Raw genomic sequence first — 21248 nt, 5'->3', positions numbered from 1 at the left:
ACTACTCGCCCAACCACTCCACCGGAGTCTTCGCGAGGAACCCTTCCACTGCGGTTGCGAAGTCACGACTGCCGTAGACGGCCTTGATGACATCGGAGTCGTCGACGTCCTCGCCGCTGTGGAGTCTACGAAGGTTCTCCTTGATCGACCACTGCGTCAGCGGCGCACCCGAAACGACTCGCTCGATGAGGCCCTCCGCTTCGGTATCGAGGTCCTCGGCGACTGAGGTGAGGAACCCGCTCAGCAGTGCCTCCTCGGCGTCGACCTTCCTGGCGGTGATCAGCATCGATGCGGTGCGTGGCTCGCCGAACGCCCGGACCAGTCTTTGCAGCGTGTTCGCCGACAGAGTGTTGCCCAGAGTGCGTGCGATCGGCACAGAGAACGAAGAAGTGGCAGAGCCGATGCGGACATCGGCGCAACAGGCGATGCCCAGTCCACCGCCCACGCAATGACCGTCGATGACGGCGATGACCGGTTTGGTTACGGCTGCAAGGGCGCCGAGCACCTCGTCGATGCGCTGTTCATAGGCCACCCCATCGTCTCCGCTGAAGCCGCGGAACTGTGCGATATCCGTACCCGCTACGAAAGCACGCCCGCCGGCGCCGCGCAGCACGAGGGCGCGAAGGTACGGATCGGTGTCGACCTGCGCACACGCCTCGCCGAGCCGTTGGTACATCTCGAAGGTCATCGCATTGCGTGCCTCGGGCCGATTGAAGGTGACGCGCAGACTGCGTCCGACTATCTCGGTGAGTACTTCGTCGCTCATGTCTGCTCCTCATTGCCTGTACCGACCGACGCTGAGGAGGTCTGCGGTGACTGCGAATCAATCGCGTACAGTTCTGACAGCACTCTGTCGGTGTCGGCGCCCAACGACGGTCCCGCCGCCCCTTCGGTCAGATGCGAACGGGAGAAGCGCATCGGGTTGCCCAACTGTGTGACATCGCCGAGACGGGGGTGCTGGGAAGACCAGAAGAAGTTCCGCTGATGCAGATGCACGTCGTTGAAAACCTGGTCGTAGTCGTTGATCGGGGCGGCCGGGACGCCGACGCGATTCATCTCTTCGACAACTTCGGCGATGGTGTGATCGCGCAGTCGGTCCTCGATGACGGCGATGAGCGCTTCCCGGTTCGCGAACCGCAGGGCGGGTTCGGCATATTTCGGATGGTTCTCGAGATCGGCGAGGTCGAAGGCCGAGCAGAACCGGGTCCAGGTCGCCGGAGTGTTCGCGCCGATGGTGACGTAGCCGTCACGAACTTCTATGGCCTGGTACGGAGCCTGTGCCTGATGCGCGGAACCGGCCGGGCGGCTCACAGCTCCTGAGCCGAAGTAGCCTCCGGCCTCCCACACAGCCAAGGACACTGCGGACTCGAATAGGGAGACATCGAGGTATTGACCCAGCCCTGACTGCCGGCGCTCATAGAGCGCCGAGACGACGCCGAGTGCGACATAGAGCGCGGTCGACAGGTCGGAGATCGGCACGCCCACCTTGGCTGGCGGATGATCGGGGAATCCTGTGATGCTCATCAGCCCCGACCTGGCCTGCGCCATGATGTCCAGACCCGCCAAAGGTGCTAGGGGTCCGTCCTGCCCCCAGCCCGAGGCGGAGGCGTAGATGAGTCCTGGATGATCGACGTGAAGCTCCTCGTATCCGAAGCCCAACTTCTTCAGCGCCCCGGGGCGCATATTCTCCACGAGGACATCAGCGTCGTTGAGCAGTGCCTTCAGCTTCGCCCTGCCGTCATCGGACTTGAGGTCGAGAACTATCGACTCCTTGTTGCGATTGAGCCGAACGAACGGACTCGACTCTCCGTCGATGAATGGCCCGGACGCCCGCATAGGATCGCCGCCCGGCGGTTCGATCTTGATGACGCGGGCGCCCATATCGGCCAGCTGCATCGCCGCATATGGGCCAGCGATGAACACGCCGAGTTCGAGCACTGTGACTCCTGAGAGCGGTCCTGCGGTTCCGTCGCCGGTCATCTTCTTCCTCGCAGACATCGTCGTTCATTTCGAGCTCGTGGAGGCAACCGTCGGTTCATGCCTCAACGGGTTGGGGCAGGCGGGTCGCACGAGCCGAACACCCAAGTTCGGCTGCTTCCCCGGTGAGTAGCTGGGGCAATGTCATTCCGCGGACATCGGCGAGGTCCTCGGCCTGGGTGCGACAGGAGAAGCCGTCGGCGAGGAAGATCGAATTCGGTGGAGCATCGCGCAATGCCGGCAGCAGGGCATTCTCTGCCACCGCCACCGATGTCTCGTAATGCCCCACCTCCATGCCGAAGTTGCCTGCCAGTCCGCAACAGCCTGCGAGTTCGCGCACTGTCGCCCCCGTGCGCTCGATGAGCTTCCGATCAGCGGCGAAGCCCATGACGGAGTGCTGGTGGCAATGCGGTTGGACGATGATCGTGCGGCCTGTGAGATCGGGGACCTCGAATTCGGCATCGGCGAGGACCTCAGCAAGGGTCGATGTTGCAGCTGCGATGAGCCGGGCTCGTTCGTCATCGGGGAAAAGATCGCCGAGGTCGCTGCGCAGAACCGCGGTGCAACTGGGTTCGATGCCGACGATCGGGATGCCCCTGCGGGCATAGGGTGTCAGCACCTCCATCGTCGCTTGCAGCCTCTTCCGTGCCGCATCGAGCTGTCCGGTCGAAATGAGGGTGAGTCCGCAGCAGGACTGGCGGTCCGGCAATAGGATCTCGAATCCTGCCCTCTCCAGCAGGTCCACGGCTGTTCTGGCACCGGCGTCGGAGAGATACTCGGTGAAGGAATCCGCCCACAGCAGCACCTGCTGCCGCGGATTGTTTGACTGCGAACTCTTGACGTACTCCTCCTCGACCAGGGCGTCGCGTGCCTCGGTGGGGGAGACCCGGTTCTTAGCCCAGCGGGAGAAACGGCGTTCGTTGAACCGCACCATCGCCCGGCGGGAATCCATGCCACCTCCGGCGAGCACCAACTTTGCCAATGGTCGGAAACTCAGCACAGTATTCGCCAGAGTGCTGACTCCGGGAACCGCGGTGAGCATGCGGCCCCATGTGGGAAGCCAGCCGAGGGAATAGTGCGACAGAGGGCGCATCTTGCCGCGGTAGGTGCGATGGAGGACTTCGGATTTGTATTGGGCCATGTCGACCCCGGCCGGGCAATCGGACGAACAGGCCTTGCAGCTCAGACACAGGTCGAGGGATTCTGCTACTTCGGCGCTGTCCCACGAACTGATCAGGCCCCCGTTGGTCACTTCTTGGAGGACCCGGGCACGGCCGCGAGTGGAGTCCTTCTCGTCCTTTGTCGCCAGATAGGACGGGCACATGAAACCACCGGACCCAGAGGTGTCTGCGCGACATTTCCCGACGCCGACGCAACGATGGATGGCATCGGTGAAGCTGCCCTTGTCATGCGCGAAGGCGAACCCACCGGCGGTTCCGATGGCAATTGCCTGCGGGCGGCGCAGATCGGCGGTGATCGGCAGGGGATCGACGATGATGCCGGGGTTGAGGAGATTCTCGGGATCGAAGAGACGTTTGACCTCTCCCAGGGTTGCGATGGCCTCCTCGGAGTGCTGGATGCCGAGGAGCTCTGAGCGGGCTCTCCCGTCACCGTGCTCCCCGGAAGCCGAGCCGCCGTATTTGGCGACCAGCTGTCCTGCCTCCATGACGAAATCATGGAAGATATCCGTGCCGCCGGGTCGGTCGAAGGGGAAGTCCGTGCGCATGTGTACGCATCCGTCCCCGAAATGACCGTAGGGAAGCCCGCGGACGCCGTAAGCGGTCATGAGCTCGTCCTGATCACGCAGATAGTCACCGAGCACCTCCGGTGGGACCGCTGCGTCCTCCCACCCCGTCCACGCGGGATCGCCATCTTCGGTGCGTCCGGCTAGACCGCCGGCGTCGGCGCGGATTCCCCACAGGGTGCTCGCCTCTTTGCCCGCTGGCAGGATGCGATAGTGCTCGGTTCCCGCGTCATCGGCGATGGTCTGAGCATTGGCGACTGCCTCGTCCGGTGTGGCGCCTGCGACTTCGATGAGCAGCCAGCCCTTTCCACTCGGAAGTTCAGGGACAGCGTTTTTGCCTTTGTGCGCCCGCACCATGTCCATCAAGCGCGAATCGATGCCTTCGACAGCCAGCGGCCCATGTGGCAGCACTCGTGGGACGGCATCGGCGGCTTCGAACATGTCCGGGTAGCCCAGCACGAGGACGGTCGGCGAGTTCGGGAGGTCGCCGAGACTGACGATTGCATCCGTGGTCGTCGTCAGAGTGCCTTCACTGCCGACGAGGAACTTCGCCAGATTCGGTCCGTTCTCCGGCAGCAGGTGTTCGAGGGCATAGGCAGACGCTTGGCGACTGAATCGGCCGAACTCGGTGCGGATGACGGCAAGGTGCTGTGCGGCAACCTCGGAGAGTCCCGGCACTTGGGAGAGACCCGGTCCGGCGAGGAAGCTCCGTCCGGTGCCGTCGATGACAGTCATCTCGATGATGTTGTCGACCGTGCGTCCGGCCGAGATCGCGTGCGGTCCGCATGAGTTGTTTCCGATCATGCCCGCGATTGTGGCTCGGTTCTTCGTCGAGGGGTCAGGCCCGAACGTCAGGCCGTGCGGTTTTCCGGCCTTCTGCAGCTCGCTCATGAGCACACCCGGCTCGACCCGGGCTGTCTTCTGCACCGGGTCGATGTCGAGGATTCTGTTGAGGTGGCGCGAGAAGTCGATGACGAGACCGGGCCCGATCGAGTTCCCGGCCTGCGAGGTTCCGCCGCCGCGTGACGTGATCGGAACCGAATGTGACCTGGCTACTTCGAGGATCGTAACGACATCAGCCGTGGTCTTCGGAAAGGCCACCACCTGTGGCACTACCCTGTAGTTCGATGCGTCGACGGCATACTCTGCGAGCCGACGAGTCGAGGTGTCGACGGTTCCTGCGATATTGCCTTTGAGGTCTGCGATGAAGTTACTCATGGCAGTGTCACCAACCTGTCGTGTCGGAAACTGGTGTTGCGGCGGGGTCGTTGGAGTCGACGGTTGTCGTGTTCAACGGTGCATGGCTTCAGCTGTCGCGGAGGATTTCGAGAGCGGCCCCGAGCCCGGCTGGGTCGATCTTCACGCCGGCCAGCTGCAGTCCCATCTGCACTCCGGAAAGCGTGCCGGCGAGGGTGAGATCGTTGAGATCGCCGAGGTGACCGATCCGGAAGACCTTGCCCTGCAGCTTCGACAGGCCTGCACCCAGCGACATGTCGAACCGGTCGAGGATGAGTGAGCGCAGTTCGTCGGCGTCGTGGCCATCGGGCATGACGACAGCGGTCAGTACTGGAGAGAACTCGGATTCGTTCGTGCACAGCACCTCGAGACCCCAGGCCTCGACGGCGGCCCGAGTCGCCTTTCCGAATCGGATGTGCCGGGCGAAGACGTTGTCCATGCCTTCTTCGGCGAGCAGACGCAGAGACTCCTTGAGCCCGAACAGGACATTCGTGTTCGGCGTGTAGGGAGTCATCCCGTTCTTGCCGGCGTCGAGCATCTCTGTCCAGTTCCACACCGACTTAGGCAGGGTGGAATCCTCGTGTGCGGCAAGGGCTTTGTCGCTGATGGCGTTGAAGGACAGTCCCGGCGGGAGCATGAGGCCCTTCTGCGAGCCGGAGACCGTGACATCGATCCGCCATTCATCGTGCCGATAATCGACTGAGCCGAGGGACGAGATCGTGTCGACCATGAACAGAGCGGGATGGTCGGCGGCATCGATGGCGGCCCGAATCTCGGGGATGCGGCTCGTGACACCGGTCGAGGTCTCGTTGTGAACGACGCAGACGGCTTTGAACCGGTGGCCGGTATCGGCCGCAAGGGCTTCGCCGATCTTCTGTGGATCTGCGCCAGTGCGCCAGTCGCCGGCGATGACTGTGGGTTTGAGTCCCCACTTCTCAGCCATCGCCTTCCACAGTGACGAGAAGTGGCCGGTCTCGTAGCAGAGGATCTCGTCGCCGGGGTTGAGAGTGTTGACCAGAGCAGCTTCCCACGCGCCGGTGCCGGTGGCCGGATAGATGATGACCTGATTGGAGGTTCGGAAGACCTCTGCCATGCCAGTGAGGACATGGCTGAAGAGTTCTTTGAAATCAGGCCCACGGTGGTCGATCGTCGGCATCGAAATCGCGCGAAGGACACTGTCGGGAACATTGCTGGGGCCCGGGATCTGAAGGAAATGCCGTCCGCTGGTAGCCATTGAAGAATCCTCTCTGATTCCACGATGCGGTACTCAAGTTTCGTTTTACGCTACCACAGAGAATTCGATAGAAGAATGCCTTTTCTGCGATTCCCGATGAAGATTCTTCGGCAATCCTGATTGGGAGCTCGCGGGGGTGGTCTTCCGGCTTCCACTCCGCATAATCCTCTGCCTTTGGTCGACTTGACCAGGGGTAACGGAAGATTTTCGGCGGGTTGGGCGTCTGGGTGACGCCGATGCAGTCCGCTATTTCCTAATCTTCGGGAAAGTGGAAAATGGGTCTTGACTGCGTGTGCCTCTCGGGGCAGACTTTCATGAAAGTGCGGCACAGTTTCCACATTGTGGAATATCGGATGCGGCAAAGGAGTCGTTTCCGATTGGTCAACACATCGCATAGGAGCGAATTGTGTCTTTGGAAATTGCTTCGATACTTGTCCTTGTGGCCCTATTCGTCATCGCCACATTCGTCTCGGTGCACATGGGGGCACTGGCCCTGATGGCGACCTTCCTGTTCGGGACCTTCGTGCTCGGCGAGGACGTTGACACCTTGCTATCCGGATTTCCCGCGGATCTCTTCCTCATTCTGGTCGGGGTGACTTATCTGTTCGCTCTGGCCAAGGACAACGGAACGGTCGATTGGATTGTCAACATTCTCGTCAAGGCCGTTCGAGGGCGGGTCGCTCTCATTCCTTGGGTCTTCTTCGTCGTCACTGCCTTGCTCTCGGGCTTCGGTTCGGTGGTGCCAGCCGCGATCGCGATCATCGCCCCGATGAGTATGGGCTTCTCGAGACGGTACGGGATCCGCCCGTTGCTCATGGGGCTGATGGTCATCAACGGTGCGACAGCTGGCGGCTTCTCTCCACTGAGCATCTTCGGCACGATCACGAACCAAGTCGTCGAACGCAATGATCTTCCGGGCAGCCCGGTGCTGCTGTTCCTCGCCTCATTCGTCTTCAACGTCGCCCTCGGCCTGATCTGCTTCCTCCTCTTTGGTGGGCGCGAGCTTCTGGGCAAACGAGATCTCGGGCGGGGGCTGGAAAGCAAGGACGGCACTCCCGCCGACGGAGGGACCGACGGTGTTGCAGGCGAACCCACCGGTTCCGGACCCTCAGAGGGTCGGGGCGGTCAGAGTGGAGGTTCGCCCGCCCCGTATCACGATCCCGAGCGGAGAGCGGCGCGCCGATCGGTTCAGACGACGATGGTCAAGGACCATGACGACGACGTCAACGTGACCACTCTCGATATGAACCGGATCGTCACGCTCATCGGTCTGGTGGTTCTCGCCGTCATGGTCGTGCCGCCGCTCAATCAGGACGTCGGATTCACCTCGATCAGCATCGCCGTGATCATCTCCTTTTTCTCTCCTCGCATCAGCAAGGGTGCGGTGAGTAAGATTGCGTGGCCGACTGTGCTACTCATCTGCGGCATCGTCACTTATGTCGAGCTGATGGAGCGACTGGGCACGATCGATTGGTTGGGTGACCAGGTCGCCGGAATGGGTGCTCCGCTCTTCGCCGCGCTCATCATCTGCTTCATCGGTGCCGTGGTTTCGGCATTTGCGTCGACGACCGGCATCCTCGGCGCGCTCATTCCCTTGGCTGTGCCGTTCCTGCTCACCGGCAGCGTCGGGGAGATCGGGATGATCATCGCCCTGGCCATCTCGTCCTCGGTCGTCGATTCGTCCCCGTTCTCCACTTCGGGGGCCCTTGTCGTCGCGAACTCGCCGGAGGACCAGCGTGAGAAGGTGTTCAAACAGCTCATGGTCTGGGGCTTCTCGATGGTCGTCATCGCCCCGATCGTCACTTGGCTGATCTTCGTCGTCCCCGGCTGGGGCTGATCGGCACCGTTCCAAGGGGTGGCCGCTGGCGGCGCTGGGGTCGAGACCCTAGTGCTTTGGTAGTCTCCTTCGCATGAATCCCGCACTGCTCTATGGGGCCGGCGTCGGCAACGTGACGCTGATCGTGTGCTGTCTGGCCGCCTTCATCCCCTTCGCCGTCCGTGCGCGCGGCCGGATTCGTGTGCTGGGTGTCGTGAGCGTCCCGATCATCGTCCTGTGCCGACAGATCGGACTGGTCTGGGGAGGCGAAGCGATCTCTGGCGAGGCCATCGCCCTGAGGCTCATCGCCATCGTCCCGCCTCTGATCGGGGCGGTCGTCATCCTCGTCCTCGCGGTCGCTCATTGTCGGGCAGGAGCGCGAGTCGCCGGTCTCATCGGCGGGGTGCTCGTGCTCAGCGCGGTCGCCCTGCCACCGGTCGCGGAGCTGCTCGGATTCCGCATGGATGTCGTATCTCCCAGCGCGGTGTTCGAGGCCGAATACCGCAACAGCCTGATCGACTTCTCTGTCGCTGCTCTGCCCGGTGTTCTGCTGGGCGTGGGACTGGGACTGTCGATGATCGTCGCGATGAGAAGAAGCCGCCGGGAGCAGTTCTGGGACGGTCCGGGGCCTGGCCTGAACGCCTAGCTTCTCGACGGCTCAGCGGCGCTGCTCCTCGCCGTCCTCATCACCGGCGTCGAGGATTTCGTCCTCGGCGTCTCCGCCGGTCCGGTCGAAGAGGACGATGAACGTGGCCGCGGCGAGAACCAGCCCCGAGGCGATGATGGCGATCGGGCCGAACCGGAACGGCAGGATGTCGTGGAGCAGTCCGCGCACCGTCGAGGTCGGATCCGCCAAGGTGGCGGCGACGAAGACCGCCACGAGGATCGAGACGCCGGTCGCGGTGAACTTGTTCCAGAAGCTGGAGCCGCGGCCGGCCAACAGGCGGCCGGCCTTGATGATCCGGCCCGTGCGCAGGATCCGAAGCGCGCCGATGAGGCGGATGAGTCGGAGGAGCTGGACGGGCCCGAGCGCGAAAGCGACCCCGAGGACGACGAGGATCGTGAGGCCGACCAGCCACAGATGTCTCTTGAACCAGGCGACCCTGTTCGGGGTGACGATGAAGAGGATGAGCGTCTCTCCGACGAGGACCAGGCCGGAGAGGAGATTGATGACCCGACCGGCCTCGGACCACGGCTCGGACAGGAACGACAGGAACACCGCGGGAATCGATACGAGAGCGGCGATGAGGACCGGCAGCGCCAGGCGTTCCTGCCAGCGCTTCTCCCGTTTTCGAGTGCGTGTGTTCTCATCCATCGTCACTACCAGAATAGTGGCCCGTGCGGTGGAGCCCCTCTTCGCCGCGGCGGCGAGGCAGCGATCAGCCCGCTGGTCGGGCCGATGCTCAATCGGCGGCAGGACCGTCAGGGGCCGCAGCCTCGGCGCCGTCGCCGGCATCGCCCGGCCGCGTCGACTCGATGATTGTCAGCCGCAGCGCTCCAATCCGCTTGCCCACAGTCCTCACCTCGACCTGACCGAGCCGTTTGAGTAGGGCCGTCACGGCCCGCGCCTGCTGCTCAGTGATCCCATGCCCGGGGCGCTTCAGAGCCTTTTCAGCGATGAGGAGACGACCGCCGGGCGCCAGCGTGCGGACGAGATCGGCCAGACCCCGGTCCCGATCATCCCAGTGATGCATCGAAGCGACCGACCAGATCACGGTGAAGCTGCCGTCGTCGAAGGGCAGTTCCTCGGCCCCCGCCACACGCACATCGGCCTCGGGGACCCTGCGCCGGACCATCGCAACGAACGTTGGGGACGGGTCGACGGCGGCCACGCTCGAGACCCGAGTCCGCTCGGCGGCATAGGCGACACCGCTTCCGGCGCCGCAGCCGACGTCGAGGACCCGGTCACCGGCCTCTAGGCCGGCATGGTCGACGACCGATCGGGTCGTGCGCGAATTGCGTGTGAAGAACCCGTAGACCCGTGATGCCACAGCTCCGAAGCCGGCCATTCGTCTCGCCTTTCATCCGGCCCGCCTTGGCGAGGAGCCCCGCACGGTCGGGCCGGTCGGATCGGTCGTTGATCTCACTGACAGGCTAGCCGGACTCCCTACCGTTCGAACAGTCCCTTGATGTCCTCGGCCGTGACCGCCTGGCTGAACGCCTGCCCCGATGGTCCCCGGCCTTCGAAGGTGCCGGCCTCGAGACTGATGAGGAACAAAACCGGGGCCTGACCGGATAGATCTGTTCATTCCCCGACGACGGAGCCCGAATGGAAGCCCGACATTGGAAACTCCAATCATGTGAGCGGATTGAGGTCCGATCGCATCTTCAGAAAAAGCGGGCATCTGTTCATCTCAACCAGCCCATACTGTCGGTTCGACATCAAGCTTCACTGGGGTCACGTGCCCTTCGGACAGTTGATCGGAAAGCCGATCAACCCCCACCATTCTTCCGGCAAGATTGACGAAGCGTTCCTGGATCTCGATGATCGTCAGCGGCCCGTCGGCATGGAACCAGTTGGCAACTCCATTGCACATTTTGATAACTGCGAGTCGGGCTACTTTTGCGTCCGTATCTTTAGCGAACTCGCCGACTGACAATCCGCGCTCGAACACTTCGGCCCAGAGCGCCTCATACTCGTCCCGGAGAGCGAGCAGTGTTTCATAGTTTCTCGGTGCCAGTGACCGTAACTCGTGATCGATGACTTTGCTTGTCAACGGGTTGAGAGCCGCTAAGCCAACGTGGGCACTCACCAGGTAGCCAAGCTGTTCGATCGGTCGAGCCGACCGAGCCACGGCGGATTGGCCCATGGTTGAGAGATTCTCGAGTGCCAACCGCATGATCCCTACCAGAAGATCTTCTTTGCTCCCCGTGTAGTGGTAAAGCGTCGCAGAGTTCAGCTCGAGCTTCCGCCCGATCTCTCTGATTCCCGTCGCCGCAAAGCCCCGCTCAGCGAACAGCAGTACTGCTGCTTGCTGAACCTTTTGAATCCTCACGGCGAGTCCTCCTTGGCAGTTTTCCCGTCGGAGCCATATATCGGGTATAGCCCGACGCCCACTTTACGGAAACACGCGGTGGAGAACATCTTCGGGTCGTTCAAAGCGCGGGGACCGGCTGTAGCAAATATTTTGGTCAGCTGGTTCGCTTCTTCTTCCAGAAGCTTTCGTTTCCACGAGCGGTCAGCCCGGTTTCCCAAGCTGCTATGGCCTCGGCAGTCTCGTTTTCCATCGCTTCCTCAACCTCACGAATAGACGGCCGGAGTAGTCGAAGATGCTGTTGGGTGGAGCAATTCGGAGGTGTGTACTCATGCACTCGTGCGATGGCTGTGCTCACGAGATCCAGCTCGATCAGTTCGTCGATGAGACCGAGGCGTTTTGCATCTTCAGCTCCGACTCTCCTGGCACCCAGCACGAAGTCCAACGCATCACCTCGTGACAGCAGCTTTCCTAACAGAAAGCTCGATGCGTTCGAGACTGTCAGCCCTAAAGAATTCTCAGGTAGGAATACTTCGGCAGAAGCTGTGGCTATTCGTCGGTCGAAAGCCAAAGTCATCTCGAACGCGCCACCGACAGCGAGTCCGTTGAGTGCAGCGATTGTCGGAACCGCGGTGCGCAAACAGGCTCGGCTGACGTTGTGAAAAGCGTTGACCGAGTCGGCGATCTCTTGAGCGCTGCTCGCTTGATTTCCTCCCGCCAGATCATGACCGGCGGAAAAGGCGCGACCGGCACCCGTAACCACTAGTCCCTTGACCAAGTCCCCGGTGCCATAGTCCTGCACCAGGTCGGCAAGCTCGTGCAGCATGCTGGCGTTCAGTGCATTGAGTTTGTCCGGCCGGTTGAGGCTGATGACTGCGACGTCATCGGTGACCGTATGCTGTATCAAGTTCTGTGTGTTCGTGGCCGACATCAGCGGTGCTCCTTCTTGGAAGAATTGTGGACGGGGAGGGGCATCGTGAAGATCCCGGGGCCCTCTGTTGCCAGGCCTGCAGGGATCTGGCTCTTGATAATGCGTTCGGAGGGTGTGAGAGGAAATGTCTCGACGAAGGCGATCAGCGCGGGAAGTTTGAAGCGCGCAAGGTGAGATTGGAGCAGACCGAAGACGTCCTCGGCTAGTTCACGAGACGGAATCCGCCCCTCTTTCGGCAGAAGGAACAGCTTCACCTGCTCGCCCCAAAGATCATCAGGAACAGCAACAACAGCGCTCGCGATGATGTCCGGATGTTGGTTTGCAGCATTCTCAACCTCCGCGGAAGAAATGTTCTCACCTCCTCGGCGGACCATGTCCTTGATTCGACCTACGAGTGTGAACGCCCCGTCTTCGCGCTGAATGACGACGTCACCAGTGTGGAACCACCCGTCATGCATCACCTCGGCGGTGGCTTCGGGCTGATTCCAATACCCCTTCATCAAAGGTTTGCCCCGAACGATCAGTTCGCCTTGCTTTCCCGGTGCCGGATCGGTGCCGTCGAGCGGTAGAACCCGAGCTTCTTTGCCGACCACTGGCCAGCCGATGATTCCCGATCCCACCGAGGACTTGGCGTTGAGGGGGACGCAGAGATCGATGCCCGTTTCAGTCATCCCATAGGCCTCGCGCCAGGGGGCTCCCCACCTTTCCTCAAGCTGACGGTGGAGCGCGGGAGGGATCCCTGAGCACATGATGATCCGGACTTGGTTCTCCTTGTCCGCCGAAGTTGGTTCCTGCTTGTACAGCAGCGTCGGCATTGTGCCGAGGACGTAGAAAAACGTCACGCCTTCTTCGCGTACCCAATCCCAGAACTTAGAGGCGGAGAAGCGAGGTCGGATGACCAAGGGAATTCTCGCCAACAGACAAAGTGCCGTGTTCCACTGCGGATCCATATATGAGAAAGGCTGCGAGGTGATCGTCACGTCACCAACCTGAGCATTGACGTTTTCTTGAGCACGCCGGCCCAGTGCCATCCAGTATTCGTGTGCGAGCATGCATGCCTTCGGGAAGCCAGTAGTTCCCGACGTGTATTGAAGATTGGCGAGGGTCTGTCCACTGATGGTCTCAAGAGGTGGCAGAACATCCGATGGGGTTTCGTTGGTGCACCCGATCAGATCGACGACGATTCTCAAGGAACCGCCAGACCAGGCTTCAGTCCTTTTCACCTTTTCCTGGCCCTCTTCGTCGGTGATGATCATTCTTGCCCCCGAATCCGAGAGCACATGGTTAAGATCTTTGGTCTCGTAGGCACAATTGATGGGAACAGCGATCGCGCCTAGCCGAAGGACCGCCAGCCAAGTGACGACCCAGCTGGAACCGTTGGGCAAGCGAATGCCGACTCTCTCCCCTTGTGCGATGCCCCATGAGGCAAGTGTCCGGGCGGTCTGTTCTACAAGGTCGTGGACATCGGCGAATGTCAGGCTATCTTCTGAAGTACGCAGGAACTCGGCCTTGGGGCTGTCGATGGCGGCTGCAGCGAGCTCACCGACCAGTGTGTCAGCCATTAGTGGTCCTCCTTATCGAAGCAGTGTTTCGGTAATGGGCGAGTGTCGGGCTTCCGCTCGAAGCCCGGGGTCGACGGAGTCAAGGCACGGCGTGTGTCGACGGAAGATTGAGCTCAATCGCCGAGTTCCTTGGTGATAGTCGAATCAAATTGACGCGTAGTTTCTGCGAGGCTGACCCCGCGGCGTCGGAGGATGGTGGACCTGACTGCCCAAATGACATAGCCGATGAGCAGCACAATGAAGAAGACCACAGCAGTGGCAGGTTCTGAGTATGCGGCGAAGGCGACTATGAACGCCGAGGTCAGCAACAGTCCCACCAACGTGAACAGCGACAGTCCGCGGCCGAATTTGATTGGAGAAGCCTCCCAGAGGTTGGGTTTGAGCTTCCTTACACGGAAGAGGGCGAAAGCTGCGATGCACTGTAGGAGTAGGATCGCAAACACCGTGAGCATCGAGTACTGTTCAATATCGAGATTGAACAGCAAAGCGACGACAACCAGTCCAGTAATAACAAGAACGCCGGGGTACGGGACGTTATGACGTCGACTAGTTCGGGCAAACCAGCGCGGGAGAACCTGGTCTTCACCGAGTCGCAAGATGTCCCGGACGACCGAGGTGAATAGTGCATTGATCGTCGTGGCAGAGGCGAATAGGGCTCCCACGCTGATGAGTGCGACAACCTGACGAGGGTAGTACAGGCTTGCAGAGTCCGCCACCGCAGCGGGAGATGCGCCTGCTTCCTGCCAGTCGAGGGTTCCTGTCACAACCGCGCCGACTGCCACGTAAACGATCAAGATCAGGACGATGGAGATGATAAGCGCCCGGGGAATGGTCTTCCGTGCGTTCTTCACTTCACCTGCGATTTCGGCGATGACCGTGAATCCCGTGAAGGAAAAATACACCGTGATTACGCCGAGCAACAGCCCAGTTATTCCGTTTGGAAACGGGTTCGAGAAATTTCCAGGATCAATGTTCGGCAGTCCGCCGGAAATGAATACGATGAGCGCGACAAGGAATAGTCCGGTCATCGCTGACTGCACGAGAGTTACCGCCTTGATACCAAACAGGTTGAGGGCTCCGAGCGCTACGACAACGATGATCGCGGTGATAGTGATATCGATGCCTGGCAACAGGGTCTCGAGGTAGGAGGCGAATCCGATCGACATCACTGGCAGGGCGAAGACAGCACAGGCGATGAACATCCAGACTACAGAGAATCCTGCCAGGGGGGGGGAGCCGAATCGCGTAGCCACGACGTAGTTTGAGCCGGTCACGGGTAGTACTGATCCAAGCTGGACGAGGTACAAGCAGGCAAATATTGCGGGGATTACGGCAAGAAGGTAGGCGAGAGGCAGGCCCGGCCCCACGATGCCAGCAACAGGGCCTGGAAGAATGAAAATCGACGCTCCGATGACGAACCCAACAATCGTGCTGGTTGCGCCGATGAGGTTTACGCGGCGTTTGGGACGTGTCCGATGCGGACTCGTTTCTCTATTAGGCATGATCCCTCCGTATTCACCACGGTGTGAAGCAAGGATTCGAGTCAATCAATCGATTGATTGGGAATAGACTAGGCCGGACCTCGGCGGATGTCAATGACATGCAGGGGCGTTCAATCTGGAAGCCGTAGCGGGGCAGGAACCGTCACTGGGTCACTTTTCAGCGGTTTCCCGCTCTGCCGGCAACCATGGCGACAGAGTTGCGCTGAACAGTTTTACGTTGCGATTACAGAACTTGGGAGAAGTGGAGCGTGGTGCAGCGCGCTATGGGAGCGACCAGCCAGGGGAGGCTGCAGGGGGAGAACCGACGGACTCCCTACCGTTCGAACAGTCCCTTGATGTCCTCGGCCGTGACCGCCTGGCTGAATGCCTGCCCCGACGGTCCCCGGCCTTCGAAGGTGCCGGCCTCGGACATGAGGGAGTCGAAGAGCTCGGCCTTGCGCCTCTGCAGCGCCAGCACCTTCTGCTCGATCGTACCCTCGGCGACGTAGCGGTAGACCATGACTGACTTCGTCTGCCCGATCCGGTGGGCGCGGTCGATGGCCTGATTCTCGGCAGCGGGGTTCCACCACGGGTCCATGAGGAAGACGTAGTCCGCCTCGGTGAGGTTGAGACCGAAGCCGCCGGCCTTGAGGCTGATGAGGAACACCGGGGCCTGACCGGACCGGAACGCCTCGACCACGGTCCCGCGGTTCCTCGTCGACCCGTCGAGGACGACGTGGGGGACGCCGCGGCGATCGAGGTCCGCGGCGACCTGGTCGAGGAACGAGGTGAACTGGCTGAACACGATCGACCGGTGCCCTTCGGCGATGACGTCGTCGAGTCTGTCCATCAGCGCGGCCAGCTTCGACGAGGGCACGTCTGCGTGCTCGGCGTCGACGATGCTCGGGTCCAGGGCGAGCATCCGCAGCAGGGTCAGCGACCGGAAGACGATGAACCGCTGCCTGTCGTAGTCACTGTCGATGAACCCGAGGATCTTCTTCCGCTCCTTCTGCAGCACCCGATCGTAGAGCCGGCGGTGGGCGGCGTTGAGCTCGACGGTGATGACCTGCTCCTGCTTCTCCGGCAGATCGGCGGCCACGAGATCCTTCGTCCGGCGCATCATGAACGGGCGGATCCGCCGCTGCAGTCGTTGCATCCGTCCCGGGTTCTCACCCGATTCGATGGGGCGGACGTACTCCTCGTCGAACCGGTGCGGTGAGGGGAACAGTCCGGGTGCGGTGATGGCCAGCAGCGACCAGAGGTCACGCAGCGAGTTCTCCAAGGGCGTGCCGGTCAGCGCCAACCGGAACGGAGCGCGAACGGACTTCGCCGCCTGATGGGTCAGCGCCTGCGAGTTCTTGACGAACTGCGCCTCGTCGAGGATGAGTCCGGCCCAATCGATCCGCGAGATCGGATCCTCCTCGAGACGCAGCATCGCATACGACATGACGATGACATCGGCACCGTCGGCCACCTCGGCGAGCGGGGTCCCACGCTTCTTCGTCGACTCGGCGATCACACGCACCTCGAGGCCGGGGGTGAACGCGGCGGCCTCCTTGACCCAGTTGTCGACCACCGAGGTGGGAGCGACGACGAGGAACGGGGCCTCCGCCTGTGCGTGGGCGATGAGCGCCAGCGTCTGCAGGGTCTTGCCCAGCCCCATGTCGTCGGCGAGGATCCCGCCGAGGCGGCACCGGTAGAGCAGGGCCAGCCATCGGAATCCCTGCACCTGGTAGGGCCGCAGCCGCGCCCCGTTCAGGTGGGGCACCTCGGTGGCGGGCAGGTGGTCGAGGTCGGTCAGGGCACGGGCGGATTCCCGCCAGGTCACGGCCGGTTCGGACTCGTCGGCGAGGTCCTCGAACTCCGACCACAGGCCCACGTGCATCCGCGAGATCTTCGGCGCCTCGGGTTCCCATTCGGCGATGAGGTCCGCCTCGGCCAGCAGGGCCTTGAGCCGGTCGAAGATCGGTCGGTTCAGCGACAGGAACGAGTCGTCGGAGAGTTTGATCTTCTTCGTCCCGCGCGCCAGCGCCTTGTACAGCTTGACGAAGGGGACCGGGCGGCCGTCGATGCTGATCTGGAAGCCGAGGTCGAACCAGTCGTTCTTCTCCGACTCGACCGAGGTGATCTTCACGTTCGGTTCTCCGCCGAGCTCCCGGTAGGGCTGCTTCTTCCCGCGCGTGATGACCTTGACGTGCTCGATCTCCTCGAGCCCGGGCAGGACGTTGACGACGAAGTCGGCGGTGTCGGCGTCGTCGAGTTCGACATCGGTGATGCGGTCCAGGGCCGAACCGGTCTCGTGGGTCTCAGCCAGCAGCTTCTCGACCTCGGTGACGACCGCGTCCTCATGCTCGAGGTCGCGCAGTTGGGCATAGTCCGCCGCCGAGGCGGCCGTGAGCTGTCGTCGGTCGATGACCGGATAGGACCGACGGGGTGCCGAATACTCCCAGTACCAGGACACGTCGAGCCTGTCGCCGGTGCCGAAGGTGAGGAAGACGACGAGGCGGGGCTGCCGGTAGGCCGGGAAGGTCACGGTGTCATCGGTGCTGACGACCTCGGCGCTGGCGCGCAGCTGGGGATAGTACTCCTCGAAGAACTCCTCGGCCTCGGCGTCGGGGATGGTGATCGGTCCGGGCGACTGGAGCACGGGCAGCGCGGGTTCCTTCGTCGGCGATTCGGCCCGGGCCAGAGTGACCGTGAACCCAGATTCGACGTCGACGCCGAAGAATCCGTGCGTCCAGATGGGTTTGATGAGGCCGGGCGGAAAGCTGCGTTCGTCGATCGTCGCCCGAAGCTGGACACGCAGCTGGCCCCGGCGGCGACGGATGTCGATGGCGGCTTTCGCGCGGTGACCGATGCGCACGTCCATGCCGGGGTTGATGCCGACGAATTCGATGCCGAGACTCGTGCCCAGCTCGAGGTGGTCCCACAGCAGAGGAGTGTGGAAATCGCCGAGGTGGTACGGCGCTCCATCGGGGGTGAAGTCCGTCTTCCCGCGGGTGCGCAGGCCCGCGAGTTGGGTGAACCATTCCTGGTGGCGGCGGTCGATGTCGTACTGGCGGGCCATCCGGTCGATGGTCCGCCAGGTCAGCGACTTCTTCACCCAGTTGCCGGACTCGCTGAGCATGAGCGGGCGGATCGCCAGCGACGGATTCGCCCCGGGGGTGACGGCATCGCGGTCGAGCAGCACCGTGTGCTGGGCTTCGAACCAGCTGCGGGGGATGACCTCGACGAGTTCGAATCCCAAGGCCACGGGCGTGTGCGAGCGCGGGGCCTCCTCGGCGAGGGGAGCGAAGGCCTCCCGCCAGTCGGCGGGGATGGCAGCACGGGTCTCAGACACCCTGCCATCCTCTCATCTGCCGGTGACATGGTTGCCGATGATCCGTTCGCCTGCCTACTGTGGAAGCGGAGTTCGAACAGGGATTCCTGAAGGATCCGACGCCGAGGCGGGAAGGACAGGCCATGCGACCGACGCGGCTGACCAAGTGGATCCTGGCTCTGCTCTTCTTGGCGATCGTCTGTCAGGTGCTCGCCCCCGTGCCGGTGGCTCCCTACTCCGCGCTCGTGTTCTGGGGGCTGTCGCTGGCATTCCTCGTCACTGCTCTGGTGCTGGCCGTCAGGCGGCGCCGAGGGACTGGCTGTGTCAGTGCACCGCGCTATCCTGGGGCGCATGAATGAGAACAACGATGTTCACACAGAGTTCTTCGACACCTACGCCCGTGCCCTGATCGACCGGGTTGCCGCGGCGATCGCTGACCATTACGCGGTGCCGGCGCTCATCGAGTTCCCGGGGCAGCGGATCTCGGTCACCGACGCCGACCAGACGGAGAGCTTCTTCGCCGGTGCCTTCGGCCAGTACGAGGCGGTCACCGAGGTGGACGCCGTAGTCTCGGTCATCGCCTCGACCGAGCACAGCATATGGGCCGACGTCACCTGGCGCTATCACGGCGGGGCACCCGACGAGCGGAACATGTACCAGCTCGTGCAGACCGATGACGGTTGGAAGATCGCCGTCCTCACGCCGCTGACCCTGGCTGAGGGCAGACCTGAGTATCCCGAGCTGATCTACACCGTCATCGATACAACCGTGCCGAGGCGGTCGGCCGAGTTCTATCGACAGCTGCTCGGCTACATCTACCGTCCCGGTGACGAGCCCGGTTCGGGCGCTGATTCCGTGGACCCCGATTGGCTGGTGTTCACCGATACCCGCGGGCGCAGAAAGCTCGCCTTCCCGCGGGCCGACCGGCTCGAGCCGACCACCTGGCCGAAACCGGACGTCCCCATGCAGCTGCATCTCGACTTCACCGTGACGGACACGGACGAGCTCCACCGGCAGCGCCGCCGGGCAGAGGACTTGGGTGCCGAACTGATAGTGGACCGCAGCGATGACGAGGACGAACTCCTCTACGTGTTCAGGGACCACGACGGTCACCCATTCTGCTTCTTCGTCCCGTGACGTGGCCGTAGCCCGCCGAGCCGAGAGCCGGAAAGCTCAGCCGATCCGATCGGCGAGGTCCTCGAAGTCCTCGGCGACGACGGCCCACTCGCCGTCTGCCGCAAAGCCGGTCGTCTGGTCCTGGCCGTGTTCGGACCTCCAAGTCAGAGCCTCGGCATAGACTGGACCGTGTGCGGAGCGAACCAGGCAGCGGCGGAGGGACCTGATCGTGGGGTGGAGCACGAGCGAGTTGGCGCGACTGACCGGAACCACGGTCAACACGATCCGCCACTACCACAAGCTCGGTCTGCTCACCGAGCCCGAGCGGATGAGCAACGGCTACAAGCAGTACGGTGCCTCCCACCTGCTCAGACTCCACCAGATCCGGCGGATGCGCGAACTCGGGATTCCGCTGTCGGATATCGCCTCTGTCCAAGACGACCAGGAACAGCAGCAGCTGGCCCTCAATCAGCTCGACGGAGACCTGCGCGACCGGATCGAGGCTCTGCAGAAGGCCCGCGCCGAGGTGTCCCAGCTGCTCGAATACAGCGCCCCGATCGATACGGCCTCAGGGTTCATCGACATCGCTGCGAGGATGTCGAGCGCCGACCGCGGTCTGATGAACATCTACTCGAGCCTCTACGAGGAATCAGCCGTGGCGGAGATGAAATCGCTCATGTCCGAACCCGCGCCCCACGACCGTGAGATCGACGAACTCACCGACGACGCCGATGAGCCCACCCGCGCCCGCCTGGCCGAGAAGATCGCTCCGAGCATGAAGCGTCACCTCGAGGACAAGCCCTGGCTGCTGGCGCCGACGCAGCGGATGATCGGCGATGTGAGGATGGGGCAGGCGGCCATCATCGGCACGATCGGCGAGCTCTACAACTCCGCGCAGATCGACGTCATCCAACGTGCCTTCATCGCTGTCTTCCCGACTCTCGATATCTCGGAAGCCGACCGTGAACGATTCATCGCCTTCACCAGACAGATGGCCCCTGAGGAGGGAAGCTGAGGATTTCCTGGGTCCGACGATGAGTGCTTGACCCTGTTCCGAGAACACGGTCTGTACTGAACGCACCGACCAACAGAACCGGCCCGCATCGGCCGGGATCTGCCGATCATCGTTCAGGAGGACCCCCATGAACACGCTCATCGAATTCTTCCAGGGCCTGGCCGCCCAGGTTCCCGATCTGCTCCAGCCCTTCATCATCGCGGCCGCCGGAGCCATCCCGTTCATCGAAGGAGAGGTCTCATCGATCATCGGCGTCTGGGCCGGGATGAACCCGGTCCTCGCCGGAGTCGCCGGTGCCATCGGCAACCTCGTCTGCGTCACCGTCATCGTGGCCCTCGGCGCCCGCGCCCGCCGTGCCGTCGTCGCCCGACAGAGCCGGAAACGCGAACTCGTGTCCACCGGCTCCGCGACCGGCACCGGAGCAGCCGGTCTGCCGGCAGAGGATCCCTCGGCGCACACTCCCGCCGAGGCTGCCCCACCCCTGGCCGAGGGAGCGGATGATGTCCAGGGTCACGGCCGCCTCGGCGAGGAGACGAAGCCCGACTCCAAAGGTCGGGCGAAGTTCAAGAGGTTCCTCACTCGGTTCGGCGTTCCCGGAGCGAGCCTGCTCGGGCCGCTCGCGATCCCCACTCAGATCACGTCGACGATCCTCGTCAGCGCCGGCGTGAAGACCTCGTGGATCCTGCTGTGGCAGGGCATCGCCGTCATCGCGTGGACGACCCTGACCACATTGATCGCCACAGGGTCGCTGGCCCTGCTCGCCGGCTGAGCCGTCACCGAAGGGCAGAAGTGCGCGTTCGCGGACTCGGGCGTGCAGACGGCCGAGATCGTAAGATGGAGTG

The 21248-nt window shown here is 62.6% G+C and carries 17 protein-coding genes; 6 read left to right on the top strand and 11 right to left on the bottom strand.

Annotation, left to right across the window (positions count from 1 at the left end; translation table 11 throughout):
* Position 1: 1 nt before the first annotated feature.
* From IG171_RS15125 to IG171_RS15110, 4 genes are all read right to left on the bottom strand, one after another.
* On the bottom strand, positions 2–766 hold the full coding sequence (locus tag IG171_RS15125; protein ID WP_212128191.1) for an enoyl-CoA hydratase: 765 nt from the start codon (positions 764–766) through the stop codon (positions 2–4).
* A complete protein-coding gene (locus IG171_RS15120) occupies positions 763–1998 on the bottom strand; it encodes a CoA transferase (protein ID WP_212128190.1) in 1236 nt (411 codons plus the stop codon). The genes IG171_RS15125 and IG171_RS15120 overlap by 4 nt, the downstream gene beginning before the upstream one ends.
* Positions 1999–2035: 37 nt before the next feature.
* Positions 2036–4939 carry an FAD-binding and (Fe-S)-binding domain-containing protein gene (locus IG171_RS15115; RefSeq protein ID WP_212128189.1) on the bottom strand — a complete coding sequence of 968 codons (2904 nt, stop codon included), beginning with the start codon at positions 4937–4939 and terminating at the stop codon, positions 2036–2038.
* 88 nt (positions 4940–5027) lie between these two features.
* Positions 5028–6050, bottom strand: a complete 1023-nt coding sequence (locus IG171_RS15110) for an aminotransferase class V-fold PLP-dependent enzyme (protein ID WP_349252123.1) — start codon at positions 6048–6050, stop codon at positions 5028–5030.
* A 547-nt stretch (positions 6051–6597) separates the two neighbouring features.
* Between IG171_RS15110 and IG171_RS15105 the strand changes: the two genes are divergently transcribed.
* Both IG171_RS15105 and IG171_RS15100 read left to right on the top strand, forming a co-directional pair.
* Positions 6598–8028, top strand: a complete 1431-nt coding sequence (locus IG171_RS15105; protein WP_212128187.1) for an SLC13 family permease — start codon at positions 6598–6600, stop codon at positions 8026–8028.
* Positions 8029–8101: 73 nt separating this feature from the next.
* The gene (locus tag IG171_RS15100; protein ID WP_212128186.1) at positions 8102–8653 is read left to right on the top strand and encodes a hypothetical protein; all 552 of its coding nucleotides are present in this window, start codon (positions 8102–8104) and stop codon (positions 8651–8653) included.
* Between the two features lie 12 nt (positions 8654–8665).
* Here the strand turns inward: IG171_RS15100 and IG171_RS15095 are convergent, their stop codons facing one another.
* The 7 genes from IG171_RS15095 to IG171_RS15065 all read right to left on the bottom strand — a co-directional run bounded on the left by IG171_RS15095 (position 8666) and on the right by IG171_RS15065 (position 18296).
* Entirely contained in the window at positions 8666–9322 is a 657-nt protein-coding gene (locus IG171_RS15095; protein ID WP_212128185.1) for a hypothetical protein, read from the bottom strand.
* 88 nt (positions 9323–9410) lie between these two features.
* Positions 9411–10016, bottom strand: a complete 606-nt coding sequence (locus IG171_RS15090) for a class I SAM-dependent methyltransferase (protein ID WP_212128184.1) — start codon at positions 10014–10016, stop codon at positions 9411–9413.
* A 345-nt stretch (positions 10017–10361) separates the two neighbouring features.
* Positions 10362–11003 carry a TetR/AcrR family transcriptional regulator gene (locus IG171_RS15085; protein WP_212128183.1) on the bottom strand — a complete coding sequence of 214 codons (642 nt, stop codon included), beginning with the start codon at positions 11001–11003 and terminating at the stop codon, positions 10362–10364.
* 136 nt (positions 11004–11139) lie between these two features.
* Positions 11140–11913: an enoyl-CoA hydratase/isomerase family protein gene (locus tag IG171_RS15080; RefSeq protein WP_212128182.1), complete on the bottom strand. Its 774-nt coding sequence runs from the start codon at positions 11911–11913 to the stop codon at positions 11140–11142.
* The gene (locus tag IG171_RS15075; RefSeq protein WP_212128181.1) at positions 11913–13475 is read right to left on the bottom strand and encodes an AMP-binding protein; all 1563 of its coding nucleotides are present in this window, start codon (positions 13473–13475) and stop codon (positions 11913–11915) included. Before IG171_RS15075 ends, IG171_RS15080 begins: the two co-directional genes overlap by 1 nt.
* A gap of 113 nt (positions 13476–13588) precedes the next feature.
* Positions 13589–14977 carry an APC family permease gene (locus tag IG171_RS15070; protein ID WP_212128180.1) on the bottom strand — a complete coding sequence of 463 codons (1389 nt, stop codon included), beginning with the start codon at positions 14975–14977 and terminating at the stop codon, positions 13589–13591.
* A 313-nt stretch (positions 14978–15290) separates the two neighbouring features.
* Complete coding sequence (locus IG171_RS15065; RefSeq protein ID WP_212128179.1) at positions 15291–18296, bottom strand: DEAD/DEAH box helicase; 3006 nt, start codon at positions 18294–18296, stop codon at positions 15291–15293.
* A gap of 122 nt (positions 18297–18418) precedes the next feature.
* On the opposite strand from IG171_RS15065, the gene IG171_RS15060 reads away from it, so the two are divergent.
* The 4 genes from IG171_RS15060 to IG171_RS15045 all read left to right on the top strand — a co-directional run bounded on the left by IG171_RS15060 (position 18419) and on the right by IG171_RS15045 (position 21175).
* Positions 18419–18634, top strand: a complete 216-nt coding sequence (locus IG171_RS15060; protein WP_212128178.1) for a hypothetical protein — start codon at positions 18419–18421, stop codon at positions 18632–18634.
* Positions 18627–19412 carry a VOC family protein gene (locus IG171_RS19375; protein WP_349252122.1) on the top strand — a complete coding sequence of 262 codons (786 nt, stop codon included), beginning with the start codon at positions 18627–18629 and terminating at the stop codon, positions 19410–19412. The genes IG171_RS15060 and IG171_RS19375 overlap by 8 nt, the downstream gene beginning before the upstream one ends.
* 229 nt (positions 19413–19641) lie before the next feature.
* A complete protein-coding gene (locus tag IG171_RS15050; RefSeq protein WP_212128177.1) occupies positions 19642–20406 on the top strand; it encodes a MerR family transcriptional regulator in 765 nt (254 codons plus the stop codon).
* 127 nt (positions 20407–20533) lie between these two features.
* On the top strand, positions 20534–21175 hold the full coding sequence (locus IG171_RS15045) for a small multidrug efflux protein (RefSeq protein ID WP_212128176.1): 642 nt from the start codon (positions 20534–20536) through the stop codon (positions 21173–21175).
* Positions 21176–21248 lie beyond the last annotated feature (73 nt).

Source organism: Brevibacterium sp. SMBL_HHYL_HB1, assembly GCF_018208375.1.
In the GTDB taxonomy this organism is placed as follows: domain Bacteria; phylum Actinomycetota; class Actinomycetes; order Actinomycetales; family Brevibacteriaceae; genus Brevibacterium; species Brevibacterium intestinavium.
Note: the sequence above shows the minus strand (reverse complement) of the source record. Positions and strands in the feature narration are given on the sequence as shown.

What these genes read in the sequence shown, in the direction of transcription:
- IG171_RS19375 (WP_349252122.1), top strand. Translation starts at nt 18,627, where the DNA reads ATGAATGAGAACAACGATGTTCACACAGAGTTCTTCGACACCTACGCC.
- IG171_RS15070 (WP_212128180.1), bottom strand. Translation starts at nt 14,977, where the DNA reads ATGCCTAATAGAGAAACGAGTCCGCATCGGACACGTCCCAAACGCCGC.
- IG171_RS15060 (WP_212128178.1), top strand. Translation starts at nt 18,419, where the DNA reads ATGCGACCGACGCGGCTGACCAAGTGGATCCTGGCTCTGCTCTTCTTG.
- IG171_RS15125 (WP_212128191.1), bottom strand. Translation starts at nt 766, where the DNA reads ATGAGCGACGAAGTACTCACCGAGATAGTCGGACGCAGTCTGCGCGTC.
- IG171_RS15090 (WP_212128184.1), bottom strand. Translation starts at nt 10,016, where the DNA reads ATGGCCGGCTTCGGAGCTGTGGCATCACGGGTCTACGGGTTCTTCACA.
- IG171_RS15120 (WP_212128190.1), bottom strand. Translation starts at nt 1,998, where the DNA reads ATGTCTGCGAGGAAGAAGATGACCGGCGACGGAACCGCAGGACCGCTC.
- IG171_RS15075 (WP_212128181.1), bottom strand. Translation starts at nt 13,475, where the DNA reads ATGGCTGACACACTGGTCGGTGAGCTCGCTGCAGCCGCCATCGACAGC.
- IG171_RS15100 (WP_212128186.1), top strand. Translation starts at nt 8,102, where the DNA reads ATGAATCCCGCACTGCTCTATGGGGCCGGCGTCGGCAACGTGACGCTG.
- IG171_RS15110 (WP_349252123.1), bottom strand. Translation starts at nt 6,050, where the DNA reads ATGGCAGAGGTCTTCCGAACCTCCAATCAGGTCATCATCTATCCGGCC.
- IG171_RS15115 (WP_212128189.1), bottom strand. Translation starts at nt 4,939, where the DNA reads ATGAGTAACTTCATCGCAGACCTCAAAGGCAATATCGCAGGAACCGTC.
- IG171_RS15080 (WP_212128182.1), bottom strand. Translation starts at nt 11,913, where the DNA reads ATGTCGGCCACGAACACACAGAACTTGATACAGCATACGGTCACCGAT.
- IG171_RS15095 (WP_212128185.1), bottom strand. Translation starts at nt 9,322, where the DNA reads ATGGATGAGAACACACGCACTCGAAAACGGGAGAAGCGCTGGCAGGAA.
- IG171_RS15045 (WP_212128176.1), top strand. Translation starts at nt 20,534, where the DNA reads ATGAACACGCTCATCGAATTCTTCCAGGGCCTGGCCGCCCAGGTTCCC.